21 protein-coding genes are annotated in these 22,517 nt (G+C 38.8%); 19 read left to right on the top strand and 2 right to left on the bottom strand.

Annotated elements, in window-relative coordinates; genetic code table 11:
• Positions 1 to 112: 112 nt before the first annotated feature.
• From EO112_RS02450 to EO112_RS02410, 9 genes are all read left to right on the top strand, one after another.
• On the top strand, positions 113 to 1,816 hold the full coding sequence (locus EO112_RS02450) for a glutamine--tRNA ligase/YqeY domain fusion protein (RefSeq protein ID WP_127162767.1): 1,704 nt from the start codon (positions 113 to 115) through the stop codon (positions 1,814 to 1,816).
• A 9-nt stretch (positions 1,817 to 1,825) separates the two neighbouring features.
• On the top strand, positions 1,826 to 2,431 hold the full coding sequence (locus EO112_RS02445) for a hypothetical protein (RefSeq protein WP_127162765.1): 606 nt from the start codon (positions 1,826 to 1,828) through the stop codon (positions 2,429 to 2,431).
• A 258-nt stretch (positions 2,432 to 2,689) separates the two neighbouring features.
• Complete coding sequence (locus EO112_RS02440) at positions 2,690 to 3,256, top strand: DUF3793 family protein (RefSeq protein WP_127162763.1); 567 nt, start codon at positions 2,690 to 2,692, stop codon at positions 3,254 to 3,256.
• Between the two features lie 11 nt (positions 3,257 to 3,267).
• Entirely contained in the window at positions 3,268 to 3,684 is a 417-nt protein-coding gene (locus tag EO112_RS02435) for a flavodoxin domain-containing protein (protein ID WP_009353092.1), read from the top strand.
• Between the two features lie 191 nt (positions 3,685 to 3,875).
• Entirely contained in the window at positions 3,876 to 4,670 is a 795-nt protein-coding gene (locus EO112_RS02430) for a DUF3100 domain-containing protein (RefSeq protein WP_009353070.1), read from the top strand.
• Position 4,671: 1 nt separating this feature from the next.
• A complete protein-coding gene (locus EO112_RS02425; protein WP_038144458.1) occupies positions 4,672 to 5,133 on the top strand; it encodes a hypothetical protein in 462 nt (153 codons plus the stop codon).
• Positions 5,134 to 5,295: 162 nt separating this feature from the next.
• Entirely contained in the window at positions 5,296 to 6,615 is a 1,320-nt protein-coding gene (locus EO112_RS02420) for an amidohydrolase (RefSeq protein ID WP_062401415.1), read from the top strand.
• Between the two features lie 89 nt (positions 6,616 to 6,704).
• Entirely contained in the window at positions 6,705 to 8,222 is a 1,518-nt protein-coding gene (locus EO112_RS02415) for an NAD(P)/FAD-dependent oxidoreductase (RefSeq protein ID WP_127162761.1), read from the top strand.
• A 399-nt stretch (positions 8,223 to 8,621) separates the two neighbouring features.
• Complete coding sequence (locus tag EO112_RS02410; protein WP_240629329.1) at positions 8,622 to 9,785, top strand: cation diffusion facilitator family transporter; 1,164 nt, start codon at positions 8,622 to 8,624, stop codon at positions 9,783 to 9,785.
• Between the two features lie 195 nt (positions 9,786 to 9,980).
• Here EO112_RS02410 and sstT read toward each other — a convergent pair whose 3' ends face one another.
• Positions 9,981 to 11,201 (bottom strand): serine/threonine transporter SstT, encoded by a 1,221-nt coding sequence (gene sstT, locus EO112_RS02405; RefSeq protein ID WP_127062062.1) that lies wholly within the window; start codon positions 11,199 to 11,201, stop codon positions 9,981 to 9,983.
• Between the two features lie 178 nt (positions 11,202 to 11,379).
• Between sstT and EO112_RS02400 the strand changes: the two genes are divergently transcribed.
• Positions 11,380 to 12,099, top strand: coding sequence for a class I SAM-dependent methyltransferase (locus tag EO112_RS02400; RefSeq protein ID WP_240629328.1), 720 nt, complete (start codon positions 11,380 to 11,382; stop codon positions 12,097 to 12,099).
• Between the two features lie 47 nt (positions 12,100 to 12,146).
• Here EO112_RS02400 and EO112_RS02395 read toward each other — a convergent pair whose 3' ends face one another.
• Positions 12,147 to 12,779, bottom strand: coding sequence for a superoxide dismutase (locus tag EO112_RS02395; protein ID WP_127162759.1), 633 nt, complete (start codon positions 12,777 to 12,779; stop codon positions 12,147 to 12,149).
• 200 nt (positions 12,780 to 12,979) lie between these two features.
• On the opposite strand from EO112_RS02395, the gene EO112_RS02390 reads away from it, so the two are divergent.
• The 9 genes from EO112_RS02390 to serS all read left to right on the top strand — a co-directional run bounded on the left by EO112_RS02390 (position 12,980) and on the right by serS (position 22,505).
• A complete protein-coding gene (locus tag EO112_RS02390; protein WP_009354067.1) occupies positions 12,980 to 13,570 on the top strand; it encodes a hypothetical protein in 591 nt (196 codons plus the stop codon).
• A 124-nt stretch (positions 13,571 to 13,694) separates the two neighbouring features.
• Entirely contained in the window at positions 13,695 to 15,014 is a 1,320-nt protein-coding gene (locus tag EO112_RS02385; RefSeq protein ID WP_127162757.1) for a nucleobase:cation symporter-2 family protein, read from the top strand.
• Between the two features lie 156 nt (positions 15,015 to 15,170).
• Complete coding sequence (locus EO112_RS02380; RefSeq protein ID WP_038144922.1) at positions 15,171 to 15,623, top strand: MOSC domain-containing protein; 453 nt, start codon at positions 15,171 to 15,173, stop codon at positions 15,621 to 15,623.
• On the top strand, positions 15,616 to 16,578 hold the full coding sequence (locus EO112_RS02375; RefSeq protein ID WP_126940703.1) for a GTP 3',8-cyclase MoaA: 963 nt from the start codon (positions 15,616 to 15,618) through the stop codon (positions 16,576 to 16,578). Before EO112_RS02380 ends, EO112_RS02375 begins: the two co-directional genes overlap by 8 nt.
• Before the next feature lie 8 nt (positions 16,579 to 16,586).
• Positions 16,587 to 17,609 carry an aldose epimerase family protein gene (locus EO112_RS02370; RefSeq protein ID WP_164723935.1) on the top strand — a complete coding sequence of 341 codons (1,023 nt, stop codon included), beginning with the start codon at positions 16,587 to 16,589 and terminating at the stop codon, positions 17,607 to 17,609.
• A gap of 31 nt (positions 17,610 to 17,640) precedes the next feature.
• Entirely contained in the window at positions 17,641 to 18,816 is a 1,176-nt protein-coding gene (locus tag EO112_RS02365; protein WP_009353818.1) for an iron-containing alcohol dehydrogenase, read from the top strand.
• A 172-nt stretch (positions 18,817 to 18,988) separates the two neighbouring features.
• Complete coding sequence (greA, locus tag EO112_RS02360; protein ID WP_009353798.1) at positions 18,989 to 19,462, top strand: transcription elongation factor GreA; 474 nt, start codon at positions 18,989 to 18,991, stop codon at positions 19,460 to 19,462.
• A gap of 27 nt (positions 19,463 to 19,489) precedes the next feature.
• Positions 19,490 to 21,010 (top strand): lysine--tRNA ligase, encoded by a 1,521-nt coding sequence (gene lysS / locus EO112_RS02355; protein ID WP_009353797.1) that lies wholly within the window; start codon positions 19,490 to 19,492, stop codon positions 21,008 to 21,010.
• Between the two features lie 217 nt (positions 21,011 to 21,227).
• Positions 21,228 to 22,505 (top strand): serine--tRNA ligase, encoded by a 1,278-nt coding sequence (gene serS / locus EO112_RS02350; protein WP_009353820.1) that lies wholly within the window; start codon positions 21,228 to 21,230, stop codon positions 22,503 to 22,505.
• Positions 22,506 to 22,517 lie beyond the last annotated feature (12 nt).

Below are 22,517 nucleotides of genomic sequence, written 5' to 3'. Positions count from 1 at the left end.
TGCTGGTTTCATTCATAAGAAAACGGTGAAACATAGCTGTTCCTGTGGTATAATAAAGAGAATGTGCAGAACGTGCACTTGTGTATAATCAATCTAAGAGAGGAAGAATCACATGGAATCGAAAGAGACGATGATGAGTACAGAAGAAACAACGCCTCAAACTGTTAATTTTATTGAAGCGATTATTAATACAGACAATGAAGAAAATACCTATGGAAAACGTGTTCATACGCGATTCCCACCTGAGCCAAATGGGTATTTGCATATTGGACATGCAAAATCTATTTGTCTTAACTTTGGTCTTGGCAAATCGTATCATGGCTTAACAAACTTGCGTTTTGATGATACAAATCCTGTGAAAGAAGATGTGGAATATGTAGAATCCATTGAAGAAGATGTAAAATGGTTAGGCTTTGAATGGCATGGGGATGTACATTATGCATCTGACTATTTTGGTAAATTATATGAATATGCCCAAGTATTGATCAAAAAAGGTAAAGCCTATGTAGATGATCAAACACCAGAAGAAATCCGTGCTACTCGTGGTGATTTTACAACTCCTGGCACGAATAGTCCTTATCGTGACCGTAGCGTAGAAGAAAACTTACGTCTTTTTGAAGAAATGAAAGCGGGCAAATATAAGGATGGAGAAAAAGTATTACGTGCCAAAATTGATATGGCAGACCCTAATATCGTAATGCGAGATCCTGTATTGTATCGTATTTTACATGCTGAACATCATCGTACAGGTTCTGAATGGAATATTTACCCTATGTATGACTATGCCCATCCAGTATCTGATGCGATTGAACGTATTACCCATTCTGTATGTACCTTAGAATTTGAAGTGCATCGACCACTCTATAATTGGGTGTTGGAAGATTGGGAAGATACAGAAAAACCAAAACAGATTGAATTTGCTCGCTTAAATGTGACGAATATGGTCATGAGTAAACGTAAATTGCGTCAATTAGTTGAGTTAAATCTTGTAAGTGGTTGGGGTGATCCTCGTATGCCAACGATTTCTGGTTTACGTCGTCGTGGTTATACCCCAGAGTCCATTCGGGATTTCTGTGAACGTATTGGTGTAGCCAAAGCAGATAGCATGGTAGAAGTAGGTCTATTAGAGTTCTGTATCCGTGAAGATTTGAAATTAAAAGCGCCACGGTATATGGCAGTACTAGACCCAGTAAAAGTTGTCATCACAAATTATCCAGAAGGGCAAACGGAGACATTAGTGATCGAGAACAATACAGAAAATGAAGCAATGGGCACACGTGAAGTGACATTTGGTCGAGAAGTGTACATTGAGCGTGGTGATTTTATGGAAGAGCCAGTGAAAAAATTCTTCCGTTTAGCACCTGGCAAAGAAGTACGCTTAAAAGGTGCCTACATCATTGAATGTCAATCTGTAGTAAAGGATGACAATGGCAATATCACTGAAATCCATTGTACCTATGATCCAACTACAAAATCTGGAACAGGCTGTCAAAAGAAAGTAAAAGGTATCTTACATTGGGTAGAAGCCTCTACAGCGGTAGATATGGAAGTGCGCTTATACGATTATTTATTATCTGCAAAAGATGACGAATCGGCAGATAAGGATTTCTTACAACAGTTGAATCCAAACTCCTTAGAAGTAAAATCTGCTAAAGGTGAAGCAGCATTCCGTAATACACAAGTAGGTGATCATTATCATTTCTTGCGTACCGGTTATTTTGTAACAGATAAGGATAGCACGCCAGACCATATTGTGATGAATCGAACTGTAGGTATGCGTGATACCTGGGCGAAAATGCAAAAGAAACAAGGTTAGGCGGATATAATGAATAGAAAAATAACATATTTTGTATGGCTATGTACGCTTGTATGTATGCTAGTTGGCAGTAAGATTGGTGTGGAAGCATCTAATACGGTATCGGATAGATGGCCGACTACTATGCTTGTGCAAGCAGGGAGCAGTACTAGTATTATTTCTAGTGGAATGCCACAGTCATTGGAAGAGGGACTACGACAAATTGGTATTGATACAAGTGAGTCCTACATGCTGATGGATAAACAAAATAACAATTATTACTATGCCCGTTATGGTGAAGGCATCTTGCTATATGGATTTGGTCCTAAGCAAGGTGGTTGGAATCCTACATCAGCTCCTGTAGGGTTTAAATATACAGTCGCTATGATTCAGGACTATGATTCATATGTGAAAGAACACCCTGAATTATTCCAAGTGATTGTCCCATTTCGAGAAATAAGAAAACATGTATATGCAGGTGAAATCATTGTAAATACATGGTTTAAGCAAGTGGAATATCCTATGTATCTGCAAATTACATTCTTGTCAGATAGTACAGGAGCCCCACGAGTAAAATATGTCATGACAAATGTGCAAGATACAGCACTGAGAAAACAATTACAGTATTTATTATAAAGAAAAGTTGCAAACTTTGAAGAATAGTATTGACTATGAGTAGTATGAAATACCTATCTTTCAAAGAGTGCAACTTTTTTGTTTTAAATGAAAAAACTTCTCATGCTTATTGACATATGGTAGGATTATTTGTATTATAATAATAGAAATAATTTTCATTATTTTGATTCATCTTTCGAGATGATATATATCCGGATTATCTATTTGCTGTGAGAGCAAGTGTTCTCCCCAAAATAAGTAAAAAGGCAGGTACAACAAATGGAATCCATCGAGCAGATTATCGGTTACCATTGTGCGCCCGCGATTCGAGGTATTAAAGTGGCAAATCTTGTTGCTTTACCTCAGCATTTAGGGGCTAAGCTGGTAGAAAAAACACATGAGTATAATGATAAATTTAATCAAAAAGGTCTATTCTTTTATGAATTGTGCCATTGTAATAAACGAAAATTATTACTCGTATTTCGTGAACGTATGCTTGAGGACTATTTGCGACAACCTGAGGTGCTAGCATTTTTACAAAATTATGGATATGAATCCTATGAAACTTTGGCAGATTGGTTATTACATTTGCGTGATCGTATTGAAATGAGCGACGTATTTCCTCATGAAATCGGTGTGTTTTTAGGATATCCATTAGAAGATGTAAAAGCGTTTATCCAATTCCGCGGAGCAGGCTATAAAGTCTGTGGCGACTGGAAGGTGTATGGAAATCAAGCGTCAGCTATGCACGCATTTCATTGTTTTCGAATGTGTCGTGACTATTGTCATGCACAGTTGAATAAAGGAAAATCTTTAGAGTCTTTGGTTGCCGTAACGGCATGCTAGGAGGTAACATTATGATCGCTGTAATTTATTGGTCTGGAACAGGTAACACAGCTGCAATGGCAGAAGCTGTAGGTAAAGGCATCGCTGATGCTGGTCAAGAAGTGGTAGTAAAATCCGTTTCTGAAATCACTGCTGATGAAGCTGCTAATTATGAAAAATTAGCATTAGGTTGCGCTGACATGGGTGCTGAAGAATTGGAAGACGGTGAATTTGCACCATTCTATGAAGCATTAGAACCTAAATTGGCAGGTAAAAAAGTAGTATTGTTTGGCTCCTATGGTTGGGGTGGCTCTTGGTTAGATGACTGGGCTGGTCGTGTAGAAGGCGCTAATGGCGTTGTAGTTGATAAATTACCAGTGATGGGCGAACCTGATGATTCTGGTAAAGAACAATGTGAAGCATTAGGAAAAGCATTAGTAAATGCATAAGCCAACTATACGGCATATGATAACTCAATATACTAGCTCTTAATCATAAGAGGTGGATAGTACAGCTATTCACCTCTTATTTTATTTTTGCAACCCTATTGCTAATTCGGAATCACTCACACATTGACCGTGCACGTTAAACTTTACTATAATAAAGAAATAGTTATAGTTATTAGTATAGGAGGTATTGTATGCAAGTATTACAAAACTGGAAATTACATGCATTGGCTCTTGTGATTACCATCATTGCAGAAATGATCGGAATCCAACGATTTGGAGCTGTGGTATTCTTACCGCTTCTCTATGCGTTGATTATGGGTTTGTTTGTATCCATTCCATCATTCAAAATTTTAACAGTAGAAACCATGGAAAAATCAGCGGATTATCTTGGGATTGCAGTGATGCTCTTAATGGTTAAAGTAGGCTTAGGGATTGGTCCTAATTTAGAAATTCTTTCTACTGCTGGGTTGGCTCTTATGTTACAAGAGTTAGGCCATTTCTTTGGTACTATTTTATTCGGCTTGCCAGTGGCATTATTAGTAGGAATGCGCCGTGAAGCGGTGGGTGCTTGTTACTCTGTAGACCGGGAACCTAATGTAGCGATTATTATTGATAAATTTGGCTTTAGCTCTCCTGAAGGCCGTGGCGTTATGGGCATGTATATTTGTGGCGTATTGATTGGTGCTATGTGGGCGTCTGTACTAGCAGGATTTTTTGCTCAAATGGGTTGGTTCCATCCACTGGCCTTGGCTATGGGTGCGGGTGTAGGTAGTGCTAGTATGATGGCTGCTTCTACTGCCCCTATCATTGCAGTATATCCAGAATATGAAGCTCAAATTGCAGCTTTAGCAGGGGCAGCGAATTTGCTGACTACTGTACTAGGAGTTTACTTTGGTATTTTCGTGTCTTTACCTGTGATGGAAAAAACATATAATTTCTTTACAGGTCGTACACGTGAACAAGATTTGGCAGAGGAGGGACAATAAGATGACTATGAGTGAAAAAATTACACAATTTGTCATTGTTATATGCATTGCAGCTATTATGACTGCTCTGGGTAATATCATTGATGGCAAGCATCTATTGGGACCAAGTCTTGTAGGAGTCTTTGTGATTGCTGGGTTAGCAATTATTGGTGCGATTATTTCCTATTTGCCATTAGCTAATCGATTCCCTATGGTCTTCTGGGTATCTTTAGTAGGGGTCATTGCATCCTTGCCAATCATGCCAGGGCAAGCATGGATTATTGCACAAACAAAAGAAGTAACATTCTTGGCTACAACCACACCAGTATTAGCCTATGCAGGTCTCTCCTTGGGAAAAGACTTAGGAGCATTCCGTCGTCTATCTTGGAGAATTATTCCAGTAGCCTTAGCGGTAACGGCAGGTACCTTTATTTGTGCTGCTGCAGTAGCTCATTTTGTATTACATATGCAAGGTGTGATTTAAATTTGAATATAACCATATAGGTTATAGTTGAACCTAATGAAAGAGAGTTGATGATTTCCTATCAACTCTCTTTTTGATTTCGTGGTACAATAGAGTTCAAGAGTTATACATAGATACCTTTTAGTAAAAGGTGTTTTCATACAATGTAAAAGGAGACCGATTATGTTAACGAAAGAAGAAGTAAAACAACGTGTATGTGATGCCATTGTGGTAGGTCAAGGTCGATTGCGTGCATTAGCTAGCGCCATTATGGATGAACCAGAATTGGGTTATAAAGAGCATAAAACATCTCAAAAAGTACAAGATATGTTTACAGAGCTAGGGATTCCTTTTACGATTGGTCATGCTATTACAGGTGTGAAAGGTCGTTTGCATGGTGGTAAATCTAAAAAAACTGTCGCCATGATCGGTGAATTGGATGCCATCGTATGTCACCGTCATCCAAAGGCAGATCCTATGACAGGGGCAGCCCATTGTTGTGGACATAATGTGCAAATTGCCAATTTATTTGCAGTAGCCATGGGCTTACAAGCGGAAGGCGTTATGGAAGCTCTTGGTGGGGATGTAGTTTTATTTGCAGTCCCAGCAGAAGAGATGATTGAAGTGGATTATCGCAATACATTGCGTGAAAAAGGAACGATTAAATACTTAGGTGGTAAACAACAGCTGATTTATGAAGGAGCTTTTGATGATATCCATATGGCTATGCAAATGCATGTGGAAACAGCGGACACACCTACGGGAGAAATGAACTTAGGTAGTACCTCCAATGGATTTGTGGCAAAACTGATTGAATACCATGGTAAAATTGCCCATGCAGCGGCATCTCCTCATGAAGGGATTAACGCATTAAATGCAGCTTTGATGGGGGTGATGGGAGTACATGCTATTCGTGAGACTTTCAAAGAGAGCGATTATTTCCGGTTCCATCCTATCATTAATCAAGGGGGAACCTTGGTCAACTGTGTACCAGATTATGTGCAAGTTGAAAGCTATGTGCGTGCTTCTAATGTACAAGCTATTGTGGATGGGAATCAACGTGTCAATCGTGCCTTGAAAGCTGGCGGAGATGCAGTGGGGGCTACTTGTGTGATTCATGATCTACCGGGCTATTTACCGATGCGTGATAATCCAGATATGAACAGTTTATTGCGGTCTAACTCAGAACCGCTATTTGGTACAGACAATGTACGTCAACGGGTGCATATGACAGCAAGTACTGACATGGGCGATGTATCCCATTTAATGCCTGTTATCCACCCTTGGGTGGGATGTATTGAAGGGGTGCTCCATAGTGCGGAATATAATATTACCGTACCAGATGTAGCCTATATTAAAACGGCTCAAGCCTTAGCCATGACTATTGTTGATTTATTATATGATGAGGCACAGGTTGCGGAAGAAATTTTAGAAAACTTTGAAGCTCCTTTAACAAAAGAAACGTATATTGAATTGTTAGATTCTATTGCCAGTGGAAAATAGTAAAAATTCTCATATCTAAAATAGTCGATGTATGATATACTATATACAAAGAATAAAGATTATCCATTGGTTTAGAAAGGATGACGTAAATGAAACAATATGATGTAATCGTAATTGGTACTGGTGGTGCTAGCTTAGTAGCTGATGCAGCATTAAAAGCAGGCAAACGTGTAGCTGTTATTGAAAAAACAGGCTTTGGTGGCACTTGTTTAACACGTGGCTGTATTCCAACAAAAGTAATGGTTACTGCAGCGGATGTGGTACATGAAAGCCATGGTTGGAAAAAAATTGGTGTAGAAACTGCCACACCGACTCTTAACTGGGATGTAGTGAGTGAACGGGTTTGGAAAGCTATCAATAAAAGCAAAGGGGTTAAAGAGTTCTATGAAAGCTTTGATAACGCTGATGTATACCATGGAGCAGCTACATTTGTAAGTGATAAAGTATTATATGTAACATTGCAAGATGGTACAAAAACAGAAGAAATTACAGCACCTACTATTATCATTGGTACAGGCGGTCATTCTAAAGTAAATCATGTAGATGGCTTAGAAGAAGCAGGTTATATTACAAGTGAAAAATTCTTTGGCAGTGAATATCCAAAAGTACCATATAAACGACTAGCTGTATTTGGTGGTGGTCCTATTGGTACAGAATTTGCTGGTGTGTTTGCCGCAGCAGGTACGGAAGTGACGTTAATCCAGCGCAATGTGCGTTTATTGCCAAAAGAAGATGAAGCTATTTCTGCTCATATTTTAGAAGAAATGAAAGCCATTGGAGTGAACGTATTAACAGATACTGTATGTGATAATGTACGTGTGGATAATGGTGATAAAGTAATCACTGTGAAAAACCGTACTACAGGTGAAGTATCTGAAATCCGTGTAGATGAAATTTTGGTGGCTACTGGGATTGCTCCGTCTGTAGAAGATTTGCACCTAGAAAATACTCATATTGAGCAATTACCAGGTGGCTGGATTAAAACTAATGAATTTTTAGAAACATCTGTAGAAGGTGTGTATGCATTAGGTGATGTGAATGGTAATGCAGCCTTCCGTCATCGTGCCAACTATGAAGGGGATATTATCTCTCATAATTTATATCGTGCTACATCTCCAACAGACTATCGTTGGGCACGCTATGATTTGATTCCTATGGTGACGTTCACGTATCCAGAAGTAGGTCGTGTCGGTATGACTGAAGCAGAAGCCAAAGAGGATGGTTATGATGTGGGAGTTGGTATTAACCACTATTCTAACTCCGCAAAAGGTATGGCCCTTGGTATCGATAAAGGCGATGTGCATGATGGATTTATTAAGGTAGTAGTAGACAAAGCTACGAATCGTCTATTAGGGGCTCATATCGTGGGACCACAAGCATCGATCTTGTTCCAACCATATGTACATTTAATGAATAGTGGTGAAGTGAAATTAGTTCCTGTTCATGAAGAAATCGGTTCTAATACAACGAAAGAACTACGTGCACAAGGTTTGACAAGGTACTTGGATCCACAATCTGTTATCTCCATTGGCGAGGCTATGGCTCCACACCCAACATTGTCAGAAGTGTCTATGTGGACGCAAGTGTTCTACGAACATAAATGGTAATCTATTAAAAAGATATATAGTAAAAACTGTAGTGATGGGGATACTATCACTACAGTTTTTTTATGCTAATATATGATGATAATTGATATATTGTGCAGTACCTATAAGCAAAATATGTTTAATATGTATAGACTCATACAAGTTATGATATGAAATGATAGTAACGATAGAGGTCTAAGATAGTATAAAGAAATCTACCCTACCTTATTGTATGAGTATATGACATAGGTTATAACTATTTTGAAATCAAAGATTCTCAATTAAAATTATAGTTGATAATAGTTAAATAATAGTATATAATGAGAAAGTAAATGAGAATAAAAAGCTACCTCTGTGATATAGCAGATTAGAATGGGGTAGAATTGTGAGTATATGTTAAATAGATAAAAGAGGTGTAGTATGACAGAAGTATTAATCCGTTTATTTGTAAAAAATAAAGATGAAGTCAAAGATACTAATGTACGCCAACAATATGGGATTATGGCGAGTATCACCGGTATTGTGGTAAATGTGTTAGTTTGTTTAGGGGAATTAATCATTGGTTTTCTTATCGGCTCCATTGCCATGATTAGTGATGCTATCCATAATGTGGCTGATGCAGGGGGATCCTTAGTATCCTTTTTGAGTTTTAAATTATCTGGCCGTAAAGCAGATGCAGAGCATCCATATGGACATGGTCGAATGGAATATCTATTATCCATTGGTTTTTCTATTTTGCTTTTTGTAGTAGCTGCTCAATTAGGTATTGAAGCGGTGGAGCACATTATGAATCCCGAGGTAGTAGAGTTTTCCATATCCGCACTGGCTGTTATGTTAGGGGCTATGGCTTTGAAGATTTGGTTATCCTTCTTTTTGCGTTCCATTGGTAATCGTATTGATTCTCCTATCTTGCGTGCCAATGGGAAAGAAGCTTTATCCGATGTATGGGCGACGGCAGCGATTGCTATTGGCTTATTGTTGGGCGGTATATTCCAATTGAGCGTTGATGGGTATTTAGGCTTAATTGTGGCACTTATCATTGCCAAAGCTGGTTTTGAAGTGCTGAAAGAAGCGACAGATCGTTTATTAGGATTTGAACCTACTGCAGAACGTGTACAAGAGATTATTAATTTTGTAGAATCTAAGGCTGGTATTTTAGGAACTCATGATTTAATGATTCATGATTATGGTCCAGGCCACGAGTATGCTTCTATCCACGTAGAAGTAGATGCGAAACAAGATGCGATGACCATCCATAATATGATTGATCGTGTAGAACGACAAGCTTTGAAAGAATTACAGTTAAAATTGACCATTCATATGGATCCAATCGTTGTCAATGAGCAAACCCTAGCTTTGCAACAACGTTTAGTGGCAGTGATTCAAGCCTATGATGACAGTTTTTCTTTATACGATATTCGAATTGATATGGAACATAGAAAGATTAGTTTTGACGTACAAGTACCGCATGATGTGAAATATACGAAAGAGGAACTTTCACAAAAATTAAGCCTATTAGTAGAAGCGGTACTGCCAACATTCGTAGTGAAACCGAATGTAGTACACGGATACACTGGGGTATAAGAGGAAGCATATTATTCAGTTTGCTTTATAATATAAGTGATGACAGAAATAAGAAAGGACTGGTACAGATTGTACCAGTCCTTATTAGCCTTGTTAGGGCTTACTTTCATAAGCCATATGTAATTATAAATTCTATTGGGCATCCCATACCAAAGAACAAATAGACCTTTCAAACAGTATGTGTGAAGTATACGTTTATACTTTGTCCGTTGGGTAGCCATGACGCGCATAATCTACAGCTGCTGTAAATAAGATATCTGTAGAAGAGTTTAATGCTGTTTCGGTGGAGTCTTGAATCACGCCGATGATGAATCCAACACCAACCACTTGCATAGCTACATCATTGGAAATACCGAATAGGGAACAAGCTAATGGAATCAATAAGAGTGAACCACCAGCTACACCGGAGGCACCGCAAGCGGAGATGGTAGCGATAATGCTAAGTAAGATTGCTGTCGCTAGATCTACTTGAATACCCAATGTAGATACAGCTGCCAATGCCATAACAGTGATGGTAATAGCTGCACCGCCCATGTTGATAGTAGCGCCTAATGGAATGGAAATGGAATAGGTATCAGGTGTAATGCCTAAACGTTTTGCTAAATCCATGTTAACTGGAATGTTCGCAGCGGAACTACGAGTGAAGAAGGCTGTCACACCAGATTCACGAAGGCAGCGGAATACCAATGGATATGGATTGCGTTTCATGACGATAGCTACGATCAATGGATTGATGATGAGTGCTACTGCAAACATACATCCTAATAGGACTAATAGCAATTTACCGTAAGTCAGTAAAGCGCCTAATCCATTTTCACCGATAGATTGAGCTACCAAGCCCATGATACCAAGAGGAGCAAATTTAATAATCCATTGTACAGCCAATGTAATCGCATCAGAGATGGAAGCCATCACATCTTTCGTTTCATTTGCTGCATGACGAAGAGCAAAACCAAATAATAAAGCCCAACCAAGAATGCCAATATAGTTACCACTTAAAATGGCTTTCACAGGATTTTCAACAATATTAGTTAATAAAGTAGAAAGTACTGCAGTAATGCCACTAGGAGGTGCTGTATCAGCTGGAGACGCTGTTAATAGCAAAGTCGTAGGGAATAAGAAACTACCTGCTACGGCGATAGCTGCAGATGCAAATGTGCCGATTAAGTACAATACGATGATGGAACGCATGCCAGTTTTTTGACCGGAACGATGACGACTGACTGCTGCGATGACTAAGAAAAATACTAATATAGGTGCTACACCTTTTAATGCACCTACGAAGATGGTACCTAATAAAGATAACTTCACAGCATTTTCTGGAGACCATACGGCAATACCAGTGCCGATTAAGAGACCTACGCAGATTTGCTGGATGAGGCTAAATCTATTGATGAATTGAAATAATGCCCTCATAGAAAACTCCTTATACTTATAAATACTTAAAATCGAGTACAAATATCTACTCATAAAAGACATAAAGACATTATAAACGGAATATATACTTTTGGCAAGAGAAAAAAATCACAAATTATGGAATATCCTCATCCATTCGTGTATAATGAATAGCAGTATAAATAACTGGAGGTATATTGTGGAATTTAAAACACATGAAGATAAAAAAGCTTACGTGCAAGATGTATTCTCTCATATTGCGAAGCATTATGATGTGATGAATACATTATTGAGTTTTAACCAAGATGCACGGTGGCGTAGATTTGCTATAGCACAATTAGAATTAACGGAAGGTATGCAACTAGCAGATATTGCTTGTGGTACTTGTATGTTAACAAAAACAGCATTACAAGAAATTCCGTCTTTACATGTGGAAGGACTTGATTTTAGTCCTGAAATGTTAGCGGTGGGGCAAAATCGATTAGAGAAAGAAGGATATACAGATCGAGTGACCTTGACCCAAGGGGATGCAATGGATTTACCTTATGATAGCAATACCTTTGATGGTGCTGTATCTGGTTTTGCTTTGCGCAATGTGCCAAGCATTGAACAAACGATTCGTGAAATGAAACGTGTTGTTAAACCGGGAGGCAAAGTAGTGACTTTGGAATTGGCAAAGCCTACTATGTTTGGGTTTAAACAAGCCTATTATATATACTTTGAAAAGATTCTGCCTGTGTTGGGGAAATTGAGCCGAGATCAATCATCCTATGCATGGCTGCCAGAATCATTGCGCCGTTATGTGGGGCAAGAAGGTGTTCTTCAAATTTTTAAAGATGTGGGACTACAAGATGCTAAGTATTTTGAACTTACAGGTGGCATTGTAGCAGTCCATGTGGGCACCGTACCAGAAGAATAGAAAAAAGCTGTCATACACAACGAGGTGATGACAGCTTTTTATTTGTTTTATTCGTGGCCAAAGCGATTTGGACTTTTTAATGTTTCTTCGTAGATGTGGTTCACGATCTTCCAATTCACAATGGTGAAGAAGGTATCAATATAGGTTTGACGGTTAGATGAGGAATACATGTAATCCCACATATTGATACCTAAAATGGCAGTTTGCATATCCATAATTGGATTGTTTTGTTCTTTTGTGGAAGTAATAGAAAGGGTATTGTCTGGGTTGATCACAAGCCAAGTCCAACCATTACCAACATGGGCGTGAGCCTCCTTCGTAAACTGCTGTTGGAATGTTTCCAAGGACCCAAAAGAGCGGTTGATAGCATCTTTGATTGGTCCGTTGATGGTACTTGTATTAGGGCTTGTCAACGTGTGCAAAAATAAGGTTAGATTCTTATAGGCTCCACCATAACACTGAATGTCTTGTCGAATTTCTTGTGGTACATGGCTTAGGCCTCCTAACAGACAGTCAATATGACCAAAGCGAAGGTCAGGACACTCTTCAACTAGTTCATTAAGTGAAGATATGGCATGGCTGTATACCTGGGTATACAAAAATGTGAGTGTTTCTCTGCTGATAATCGGTTCTAAGGCATGGTCAGGGTAAGGCAGTGCTTCTAATTCAAAATACTTCATGGTCACCTCCACAGTAAAACGATAATGATAGATATTATCATAGTTACTCTTATGGTACTTGATGGATTGATAAAAGTCAAGACATATACTTTGATGGATAGAATATAATAGACTAAATGAATATACAATTGCTCATTGAATAAAAGAGGTACAATCTGTATAATAGGGATATAGAATGAAATACTGAAAGGAGCTTTTATATGAAAAAACAAAGTAAACGTTGGATAGCAGGAGCTGCCATATTAGGTGTTATTGCATTGGGGCAAACTGCGTATGCAGCACAAGACCCATTGATGTTGCCAGCACAAGAAGGGGTAGCTGTGATAGCTGATATGCAATCTGGTGTTTCTGTACAAAGTCCAAATTGGGAAGTAAAACAAGTAGTCAATACATTTGCAAACTATGGACAAGCACATAGTAAACAATTATTTGAATTACAAACAAACCAAGTTGTTTCTGCTGGCCAGTTGGATGTAAAGAATGCTCTTTATTATATGAATGTACGTAAAAACTTTTATATCGATAGCCATCGCTGGAAACAAGATAGCTATGGCACAACAGTATTGAATAGCCTATATATGGATTATCAAAACTATTTAAATGGACATCGCTTTGTAGCTGGTGATCAAGTGGAAACTTATAAAGCTGAGTTTTTAGGCATATTAGCACGTCACGCTGAAAAAGTACAAAATGATGAATTGCGCACATATATGAATGAGATGGTTATTTTCGGCTTAGAACAAGCTATGAAAGACCATAATCCAACTGTAAAAGGATATAAAGCTAAATAAGATATAGCCTACTCTTGATGAGTAGGCTATCTTTTTGACAAATTATATAAGTTATGATTTAATATAAAAGTATTATAATTAGCATAACTTCTTAATAAAATGTATTGAAGAATGGAGAAATGGCATGAGTGAAAGTGCTAAACAGGTGCATCCTGTTGATGAAATCTTACCCCTACCTAAGTTGTTTTCCTATGGTTTACAACATGTATTGGCTATGTATGCAGGGGCTGTAGCCGTTCCTATCATTCTGGCGAATGCCTTAGGTTTATCTACTCCAGATTTGATTCGCCTCATAAATGCTGACCTATTTGCTTGTGGTATTGCTACGTTGATTCAAACCATAGGGATAGGACCAGTGGGTGCGCGAATTCCGATGATTCAAGGAGTTACCTTTGCCTCTGTAGCACCAATGATTATTATAGGAACAGAACATGGCTTACCAGCTGTGTATGGAGCTATTATAGTGGCGGGGATATTTACTTTTTTCATCGCTCCTTATTTTAGTAGACTCATTCGATTATTTCCTACAGTGGTAACGGGGACCATCGTTACGATTATCGGCATTAGTTTGATGCCTGTAGCGATTATGTGGATTGCCGGCGTATCTCCAGCAGATCCTAATTACGCAAGTTCCACAAATTTATGGTTTGCAGGATTAACATTGCTCATTGTAGTCTTAGTAAATCGTTTTACTACAGGATTTTTAAGTAATTTGTCAGTTCTTATTGGCTTATTAGGTGGTACTATGATTGCGTATGCCTTAGGAGAAGTGAATTTTATTGAGGTGACTCAGGCAGATTGGTTAGGCTTAGTGACACCACTTGCATTCGGTATGCCTACCTTCGATGTAAGCTCCATTATCGCTATGCTTGTAGTTATGTCTGTATGTATGGTAGAGACTACAGGAGATGCCATTGCCATAGGTGAAATTGTAGATAAAAAAGTGGATAAGAAAACATTAAGTTCTTGTTTACAAGCGGATGGATTATCTACATGCATAGGTGGTTTTTTAAATAGTTTTCCTTATACAGCTTTTGCTCAAAATATTGGATTAATTGCAGTGACTAATGTGAAAAGCCGTTTCGTAGTAGCTACATCTGGTATGATTTTGATGGTCTTAGGACTGTTTCCTAAATTAGCAGCCGTAGTGGCATCCATTCCTAGCCCAGTGCTTGGAGGTGCAGGGATTGCCATGTTTGGCATGATTATTGCTAGCGGCATTCGCTCTTTGGGAAAGGTAGATTACGAAAATAATCATAATTTGATGATTGTAGCATTGAGTATTGGTGTGGCTATGATTCCTATTGGAGCTCCACAGTTTTATCATAACTTTCCACCAGCTGCGAAGATTATTTTTGAAAGTGGTATTACCTTTGGCAGTATTCTAGCGGTCGTATTAAATATGGTTTTTAATGGTTTAGGTCAGAGGGATATAAAAAAATAATTAGTTTAAAGAATATAAAATAAAGAGTACGTCTTTAGAAATGCAAACATATGGATTGCTTTCTGGAAGGGCGTGCTTTTTGTTATAGATTTACTATACAAACGTGATATAATAGAAACTATATAGGTAATTTTAAATATAATAATCTAAGGAGATATAATGGACGCAAAAATTATTGCTATTTCAATTAGCAGAGCAAAAGGACAAAAGAAAACAAACATCCCTGAAGCGGAGTTAGTAGTAAATCATGGTATTGAAGGAGATGCTCATGCAGGCCCATGGCATCGTCAATTGAGCTTGCTTGGTATTGAAAGTATCGAATTAATGCGTAAAAGCGGTGCTGATGTGAACCCTGGTGATTTTGCAGAAAATATTACTGTAGAAGGCTTGACTTTATTTCAATTGCCAGTGGGTACTAAATTAGCCTTAGGTAAGACTATCGTAGAGGTTACACAAATCGGCAAAGAGTGTCATCAAGGTTGTGAAATTATGCAACAAGTAGGAAGTTGCATTATGCCTACGCAAGGGATATTTGGCCGTGTGCTAGAAGGCGGAAAGATTCAAGTAGGTGATGCAGTACGTATTGTTGAGGAGCCAGTCAATGCGTGATAGCCAAGGGCGTGTCATTGAGTATGCACGTATCTCCTTAACGGAAGCGTGTAATTTTTGTTGTGCCTATTGTCGGCCTCAGGAGATTACAGAAGCTATGGCGCCTGTGTTGCCGCCAAGCTTTTGGTTGCCTTTGTTAGAGGCATTGCACTTAGGAGGCATCAAAGCTTTGCGCTTAACTGGGGGAGAACCATTATTGTATCCACATTTATATGAGTTGTTAGAGCGTATACAAGAGAGCCAATGGTTTTCCGATATTTCTATGACTACCAATGGTAGTCTATTAGAAACTCAGGCGAAACGTTTATTTACAGCAGGGGTACAGCGATTAAATATTAGTTTAGACTCTGTGGAAGAAGAGGGTTTTGCCAAAGCTGTAGGTCGCAATGGACAATTAGCTGGTGTGCTTCGTGGTATAGAAGCTGCAAAAACTGCAGGCTTTCAAAACATAAAGATTAATACTGTAGTGCAAGCGCCATTTTCTGACAAAGAAGTGGAAACCTTGTTGCATTATGGAAAAGAGTGGGATGTGGTCTGGCGATTTATTGAATATATGCCATTCCAAGGGAAACAAAGTCATGTGCCAACCTTTGGAGAGTGGAAGGAGCAGATTGAACGCATTGTGGGATCTGAGTTAACTCCAGTCACAGACCGATTGGGATTTGGACCAGCTCAATACTTCCAATTGCCAGATGGACAACGAATTGGCTTTATTTTTCCTTTGTCCAATCAATATTGTTCTTCTTGCAATCGGATTCGTTTCACTGCAGATGGATCGCTACGCTTATGTTTGTTGCGTGATGAAGATTTAGACTTGCGTGGACTTATACAAAATGGCGGTACACCACAAACTATATTGCATTGCATTGAAGAGGCATTACAAGGTCGATACGCGAGTCATGATGGAAATTCCATTGAAAAAGTGGAACGTCCTATGTGGCGTATCGGAGGTTAGGAGTTATGATGAAAGTAGAATCTTTTGGACACTTACAAACAGGCCAAGAGGCTCATGTATATACAATAGAAAATGAAGTACTACGAGTACAAATCAGTAATTATGGTGCCACCATTGTCGCTGTCTATGATAAAGTGTTGCAGCGCCATTTAGCATTGGGTTATGATTCTGCACAAGACTATGAAACAAAGCATGGACAACTGGGTGCTACCGTAGGCCGTGTGGCGAATCGTATTGCCAATGCAGCCTATACGTGGAATGGTACAGTTCATCAATTAACAGCTAACAATGGACCCAACTTATTGCATAGTGGGAAAGGAAATATTGGGCATCGTCTATGGGATGCAGTGGAGGAAAATTGTTCTGATACAGTGGTACATCTCTCTCATTCTATTACTTCTGAAGAAGATGGATTTCCAGGTGATTTCTATGTAGAAGCGGTATTCAGATTGGTAGAGCAGACGTTAGTAGTCACGTATGTGTACACAACCTCTGAAGATTCCTTTGTGAACTTAACGAATCATGTATACTTTAATCTGCATGGAGAAGGTGACTTATCGAACCATGTATTAGAATTAGGAGCCCATCAGTATATGCCATTTGGAGACCATCAAATCCCGCAATTGGAACCAGCATCAGTGGATGGAACACCATTTGATTTTAGAAATGGTATGGATCTACAAAAGGCATTGGACTATTATGCTGATGCCCTAAGTCAATATAAGGGATATGACCATGATTTTGTAACGGCTCCAGTAGAGGGAAGTAAAACAGTAGATTCTGTTGTGCCTTTTGCGGTGTTACAAGGTAAGGATGTGACAGCGGTATTCCATACAGATGCGCCACACTTTCAGGTATATACAGGAAATTGGTTGGACGAAGATGGCCGAGAACGTCATTATGGCAGTCATGCAGGCATTGCCATTGAGCCACAATTTGTGCCGAATGATATCAATATGAATGGTGAAAGCAAGACTAAAGCAGATACAGTCTATGAAAGAACAATTGCCTATTCATTCTATCATCGATAGGCGTATTTAATAGTAAGGAGACAAGGGTCGAATGAAATCATTTATTTACCATAACCCAACCAAAATAGTGTTTGGCAAAGACTGTGTGAAGGAATCACTAGCAGCTGAATTAAGTCACTACGGAACACGAGTGCTACTTACTTATGGTGGAGGTAGTATTAAAAAGAATGGTATTTATCATACGGTAAAAGAAGCCTTACAACAAGCAGGTAAGGAAGTGTTTGAGTTAAGTGGGATTATGTCAAATCCACGAACTACGAAAGTGCGTGAAGGTATTGCTTTATGCAAAGAACATAATATTGATTTTATTCTAGCCGTCGGCGGTGGTTCTGTTATTGATTGCACGAAATTTATTGCAGGTGGTGCTACCTTACCAGATACGGTTGACTTTTGGCAAACTTTCTTTTTAGACCATCAGCCTGTGATGGAGGCATTGCCATTTGGTGTAGTATTAACTATGGCCGCTACTGGCAGTGAAATGAATAATGGTGGTGTTATTACAGATTGGGAAACACAGAAAAAATTAAGCGGTTATGGACCGGCTTTGTTTCCACAATTTTCTATGTTAGACCCTACCTATACCTACACGTTACCGCGAAAGCAAGTTGCCTATGGCATCGTAGATATGTTGTCCCATTTATTGGAACAATATGTATCTACACCTGATGATGATAATGTGACAGATTCTGCCATTGAGGGAATTTTTAAAAATATCGTGCGCAATGGCAGGAAATCCATGGAACATTTAGAAGATTATGAAGCTCGTTCTAACATTATGTGGGGTGCTACCTTAGCCTTGAATCGTTCCTTAGGATTAGGCAAAGATCAAGACTGGATGACGCATGCTTTAGAGCACGCCCTGTCAGCTTTTTATGATATTCCTCATGGCGCAGGTCTGGCGATTATGCATCCAGCGTATTTGCGTTGGATTTTGCCCAATGCTACAGCGCGGTTGATGCGTTTTGCTAAGGAAGTGTGGGGCATTGAACAAGGCACTATGAGTGATACAGACTATGCATTAGCTGGTATCGAAGCCTTAGAAGCATATTTCAAAGAAATAGGCGCGCCATCTACTTTGGAAGAAGTAGGGATTCCAAAAGAATCTTTACCGGATATTGCGGATAGTTGTGTTCGTTATCCTACAGCATATAGTAATCTTACACCTAAGGATGCGTTAGCTATCTATGAAAGTGTTTATAAAAAATAGGGTAAACTCCATGTGTGTCGTACAAGTATAGGCTTTCACATTGACATTTACAAGAGAAGTCAGTATAATTATAGCTATTGTTAATAAGAAATTTAAGTAACTTTTTCATAAGGGAGGCAGTGTCATGTGGCACTGTTTTCTGTATATGAGGAATAGAAATGGAGAGACATACATGGCAGAGGTAAAAGAAACCTTACTTACAGCCGAAGGGTTGAAGAAGCTGGAAGAAGAATTAAATTATTATAAATCTGTACGTCGAATCGAAGTGGCAGAGCGTATTAAAATTGCTATTTCCTACGGTGATATTTCAGAGAACTCTGAATATGATGATGCGAAAAATGAACAAGCTTTCATCGAAGGTCACATTATTGAATTAGAAAATAAAATTAATACTGCTAAAATCATTGATGAAAATGTAAAAGGCGATACAGTGACAGTAGGTAGTAAAGTAACTTTGTTAGATGAAGAGTTTAATGAAGAATTAGACTACACTATTGTAGGTTCTTCTGAAGCAGATCCTTTCAACAATCGTATTTCTAATGAATCCCCGGTAGGCGTGGCGATTTTAGGAAAAGTGAAAGGTGACAAAGTAGAAGTGAATACACCAGATGGTATGGTGAGTTTCAAAATATTAAGCATTCAATAAGGGTAAAGAAGTATAAGGAGGCCCCTCATGAGCGAAGAAAAACATGTGCCAGAACAATTGGATTTAAACGATCAAATGTTGGTACGCCGCGAAAAGTTGGCGCAATATGAAGAGGATAATATCTATCCATTTGGACAACGATTTGTTGTTCAACATAAGGCACTCCAAATTAAGGATGAATTCCGTGATTTTGATGGTCAACCAGTTGTGATTGCTGGCCGATTGATGACAATTCGTTCTCATGGTAAAACAGCCTTCGCTAATTTGCGTGATTTATCTGGCGATATTCAAGTATACTTCCGTAAAGATGTTATGGGAGAAGAAGATTACAAATATGTAAAAATGCTTGATATGGGCGATATTGTAGGTATCGAGGGCCATGTGTTTAAAACACAAAAAGGCGAAATTACAGTGAAAGTCAATAAATTGACTTTATTGTCTAAATCCCTTCGTCCATTACCAGAAAAATGGCATGGTTTGAAAGATACAGAACTTCGCTATCGCCAACGCTATGTGGATTTAATTGTAAATCCAAGCGTTCGTGATACATTTGTAAAACGTACGAAAATCGTAGCGAAAATTAGAGAGTATTTAAACAGCAAGCAATTCATGGAAGTAGAAACTCCTATGATGCATGCTATTCCGGGCGGTGCGGCAGCACGCCCATTCATTACGCATCATAATGCCTTAGACATTGATATCTATATGCGTATTTCCCCTGAATTATACTTAAAACGTTTGATCGTTGGCGGTTTAGAGCGCGTATATGAAATTAACCGTTCTTTCCGTAATGAAGGCGTATCTATTCGTCATAATCCAGAATTTACTATGATGGAATCCTACCAGGCCTATGGTAACTTTGAAGATGCTATTGCATTGACAGAAGGGGTTGTTTCCTACTGTGCACAAGAAGTACTTGGTACAACAAAAATTAACTACCAAGGCATGGATATTGATTTGACTCCACCATGGAATCGCATCACTATGCAAGAAGGTATTAAACAATACACTGGGGAAGACTTTGATGCTATTGAAACCTTGAGTGAAGCACGTGCAATTGCAGATCGCTTAAATGTAGAATATGGTGAAGCCGATGGTATTGGTAAAATCATGAATTTGTGTTTTGAAGAATATGTAGAAGAAAACTTGATGCAACCAACTGTAGTATATGGACATCCAGTTGAAATTTCCCCACTAGCAAAACAAAATCGTGAGAAACCATTGACTACAGAACGTTTTGAAATCTTTATTTATGGTCGTGAATTGGCAAATGGCTATTCCGAGTTAAATGACCCAATCGATCAAAAACAACGTTTTGAAAATCAATTAAAAGAACGTGAAGCGGGTGATGATGAAGCCCATCGTATGGATGAAGACTTTGTCACAGCTTTGGAATACGGTTTGCCGCCAACTGCAGGTTTGGGTATCGGTATCGACCGTCTAGTCATGTTCTTAACGGACTCTGCATCCATTCGTGATGTATTGTTATTCCCTCTCATGAAACCAGAAGCGGTGAAAGTAGAAGAGGAAGAAACAGCAGAAGAATAATATATGTATACGCACAGGATGTTGTGAGGTGCGTAGATGGACAGCGACTAAACAGAAATGAGTTTGGTCGCTGTTTTGTTATCCTTTCAGAGATGGAGAAAGGGTAAGGGGAAATTGCCCAAGTAAATGCCTATTAAGGTAGAAAAGTAATAGCAAATGTGCTAATATTAAAGGTAGATTAATTAAGTACTTAAATGAATTCTATGAGGTCATGATTATGTTGGATTTAAAATTTGTCCGTGAGAATATTGAAACGGTACAAGAAAACTTAGATCGTCGTCATACAACAGGCGACCTAGCTAGCTTTGTGAAGTTCTACGATGAAAGACGCGCTATCATCCAAGAAGTAGAACAATTGAAAGCAGTGCGTAATGCAGTAACGGCAGAAATCAGCCAATTAAAACGCAATAAAGAAAATGCAGATGATAAAATTGCAGAAATGCAACGTGTAGGTGATGAAATCGGTGCATTGGATACTAAATTGCGTGACGTGGAAACAGAATTACAACAAGTGGCTTTGATGTTACCTAATATGTGTGATGCTTCTGTACCAGTAGGGGCTGATGAAAACGAAAATATCGAACAACGCCGTTGGGGTACGCCTCGCTCTTTTGACTTTGACGTAAAAGCGCATTGGGACCTAGGAGAATCCTTAGGAATTTTAGATTTTGAAAGAGCTGCTAAAGAAAGTGGTGCTCGTTTCACTATTTACAAAGGGATTGGTGCACGATTAGAACGTGCATTGATTAACTTTATGTTAGATATGCATGGTAGTGCTGGCTTCACAGAGATGATGACGCCTTACATTGTCACTCGTGAAACTTTGACGAATACAGGTCAGTTGCCAAAATTTGCTGAAGATATGTATAAAGTGGAAGGGGAAAATTACTTCCTCATTCCGACCGCAGAAGTTACATTGACAAACTATCATGCCAATGAAATTTTGTCAGCTGATGAATTGCCTAAATATTATACAGCATTTACAGCTTGTTTCCGTGCCGAAGCAGGGTCTGCTGGCCGTGATACACGTGGCTTAATCCGCCAGCATCAATTTAATAAAGTAGAATTAGTGAAATTTGCAAAACCAGAAGAATCTTTTGCAGAATTAGAAACGTTAACAGCGCAAGCAGAAAGTATTTTGCAAGTGTTAGAATTACCACATCGTGTTATTACATTGTGCACAGGTGATATGGGATTCGGTTCTGCTAAAACGTACGATATCGAAGTTTGGATGCCGAGCCAAGGCGTATATCGTGAAATTTCTTCTTGCTCCAACATGACGGATTTCCAAGCACGTCGTGGTAATATTAAATTCCGTCGTGAACAAAAAGGTAAACCAGAATTTGTACATACATTAAATGGATCTGGTTTGGCTGTAGGTCGTACAGTGGCTGCGATTTTGGAAAACAATCAAGAAGCAGATGGATCTGTACGTATTCCGACAGCGCTTCAACCATATATGGGTGGTTTAACTCATATTCATCCAGAGGCTTAGAAAGGAGTCCGC

This window comes from Veillonella sp. VA141 (assembly GCF_003992175.1).
GTDB lineage: Bacteria > Bacillota > Negativicutes > Veillonellales > Veillonellaceae > F0422.
Note: the sequence above shows the minus strand (reverse complement) of the source record. Positions and strands in the feature narration are given on the sequence as shown.

What these genes read in the sequence shown, in the direction of transcription:
- EO112_RS02450 (WP_127162767.1), top strand. Translation starts at nt 113, where the DNA reads ATGGAATCGAAAGAGACGATGATGAGTACAGAAGAAACAACGCCTCAA.
- EO112_RS02445 (WP_127162765.1), top strand. Translation starts at nt 1,826, where the DNA reads ATGAATAGAAAAATAACATATTTTGTATGGCTATGTACGCTTGTATGT.
- EO112_RS02440 (WP_127162763.1), top strand. Translation starts at nt 2,690, where the DNA reads ATGGAATCCATCGAGCAGATTATCGGTTACCATTGTGCGCCCGCGATT.
- EO112_RS02435 (WP_009353092.1), top strand. Translation starts at nt 3,268, where the DNA reads ATGATCGCTGTAATTTATTGGTCTGGAACAGGTAACACAGCTGCAATG.
- EO112_RS02430 (WP_009353070.1), top strand. Translation starts at nt 3,876, where the DNA reads ATGCAAGTATTACAAAACTGGAAATTACATGCATTGGCTCTTGTGATT.
- EO112_RS02425 (WP_038144458.1), top strand. Translation starts at nt 4,672, where the DNA reads ATGACTATGAGTGAAAAAATTACACAATTTGTCATTGTTATATGCATT.
- EO112_RS02420 (WP_062401415.1), top strand. Translation starts at nt 5,296, where the DNA reads ATGTTAACGAAAGAAGAAGTAAAACAACGTGTATGTGATGCCATTGTG.
- EO112_RS02415 (WP_127162761.1), top strand. Translation starts at nt 6,705, where the DNA reads ATGAAACAATATGATGTAATCGTAATTGGTACTGGTGGTGCTAGCTTA.
- EO112_RS02410 (WP_240629329.1), top strand. Translation starts at nt 8,622, where the DNA reads ATGACAGAAGTATTAATCCGTTTATTTGTAAAAAATAAAGATGAAGTC.
- sstT (WP_127062062.1), bottom strand. Translation starts at nt 11,201, where the DNA reads ATGAGGGCATTATTTCAATTCATCAATAGATTTAGCCTCATCCAGCAA.
- EO112_RS02395 (WP_127162759.1), bottom strand. Translation starts at nt 12,779, where the DNA reads ATGAAGTATTTTGAATTAGAAGCACTGCCTTACCCTGACCATGCCTTA.
- EO112_RS02390 (WP_009354067.1), top strand. Translation starts at nt 12,980, where the DNA reads ATGAAAAAACAAAGTAAACGTTGGATAGCAGGAGCTGCCATATTAGGT.
- EO112_RS02385 (WP_127162757.1), top strand. Translation starts at nt 13,695, where the DNA reads ATGAGTGAAAGTGCTAAACAGGTGCATCCTGTTGATGAAATCTTACCC.
- EO112_RS02375 (WP_126940703.1), top strand. Translation starts at nt 15,616, where the DNA reads ATGCGTGATAGCCAAGGGCGTGTCATTGAGTATGCACGTATCTCCTTA.
- EO112_RS02370 (WP_164723935.1), top strand. Translation starts at nt 16,587, where the DNA reads ATGAAAGTAGAATCTTTTGGACACTTACAAACAGGCCAAGAGGCTCAT.
- EO112_RS02365 (WP_009353818.1), top strand. Translation starts at nt 17,641, where the DNA reads ATGAAATCATTTATTTACCATAACCCAACCAAAATAGTGTTTGGCAAA.
- greA (WP_009353798.1), top strand. Translation starts at nt 18,989, where the DNA reads ATGGCAGAGGTAAAAGAAACCTTACTTACAGCCGAAGGGTTGAAGAAG.
- lysS (WP_009353797.1), top strand. Translation starts at nt 19,490, where the DNA reads ATGAGCGAAGAAAAACATGTGCCAGAACAATTGGATTTAAACGATCAA.
- serS (WP_009353820.1), top strand. Translation starts at nt 21,228, where the DNA reads ATGTTGGATTTAAAATTTGTCCGTGAGAATATTGAAACGGTACAAGAA.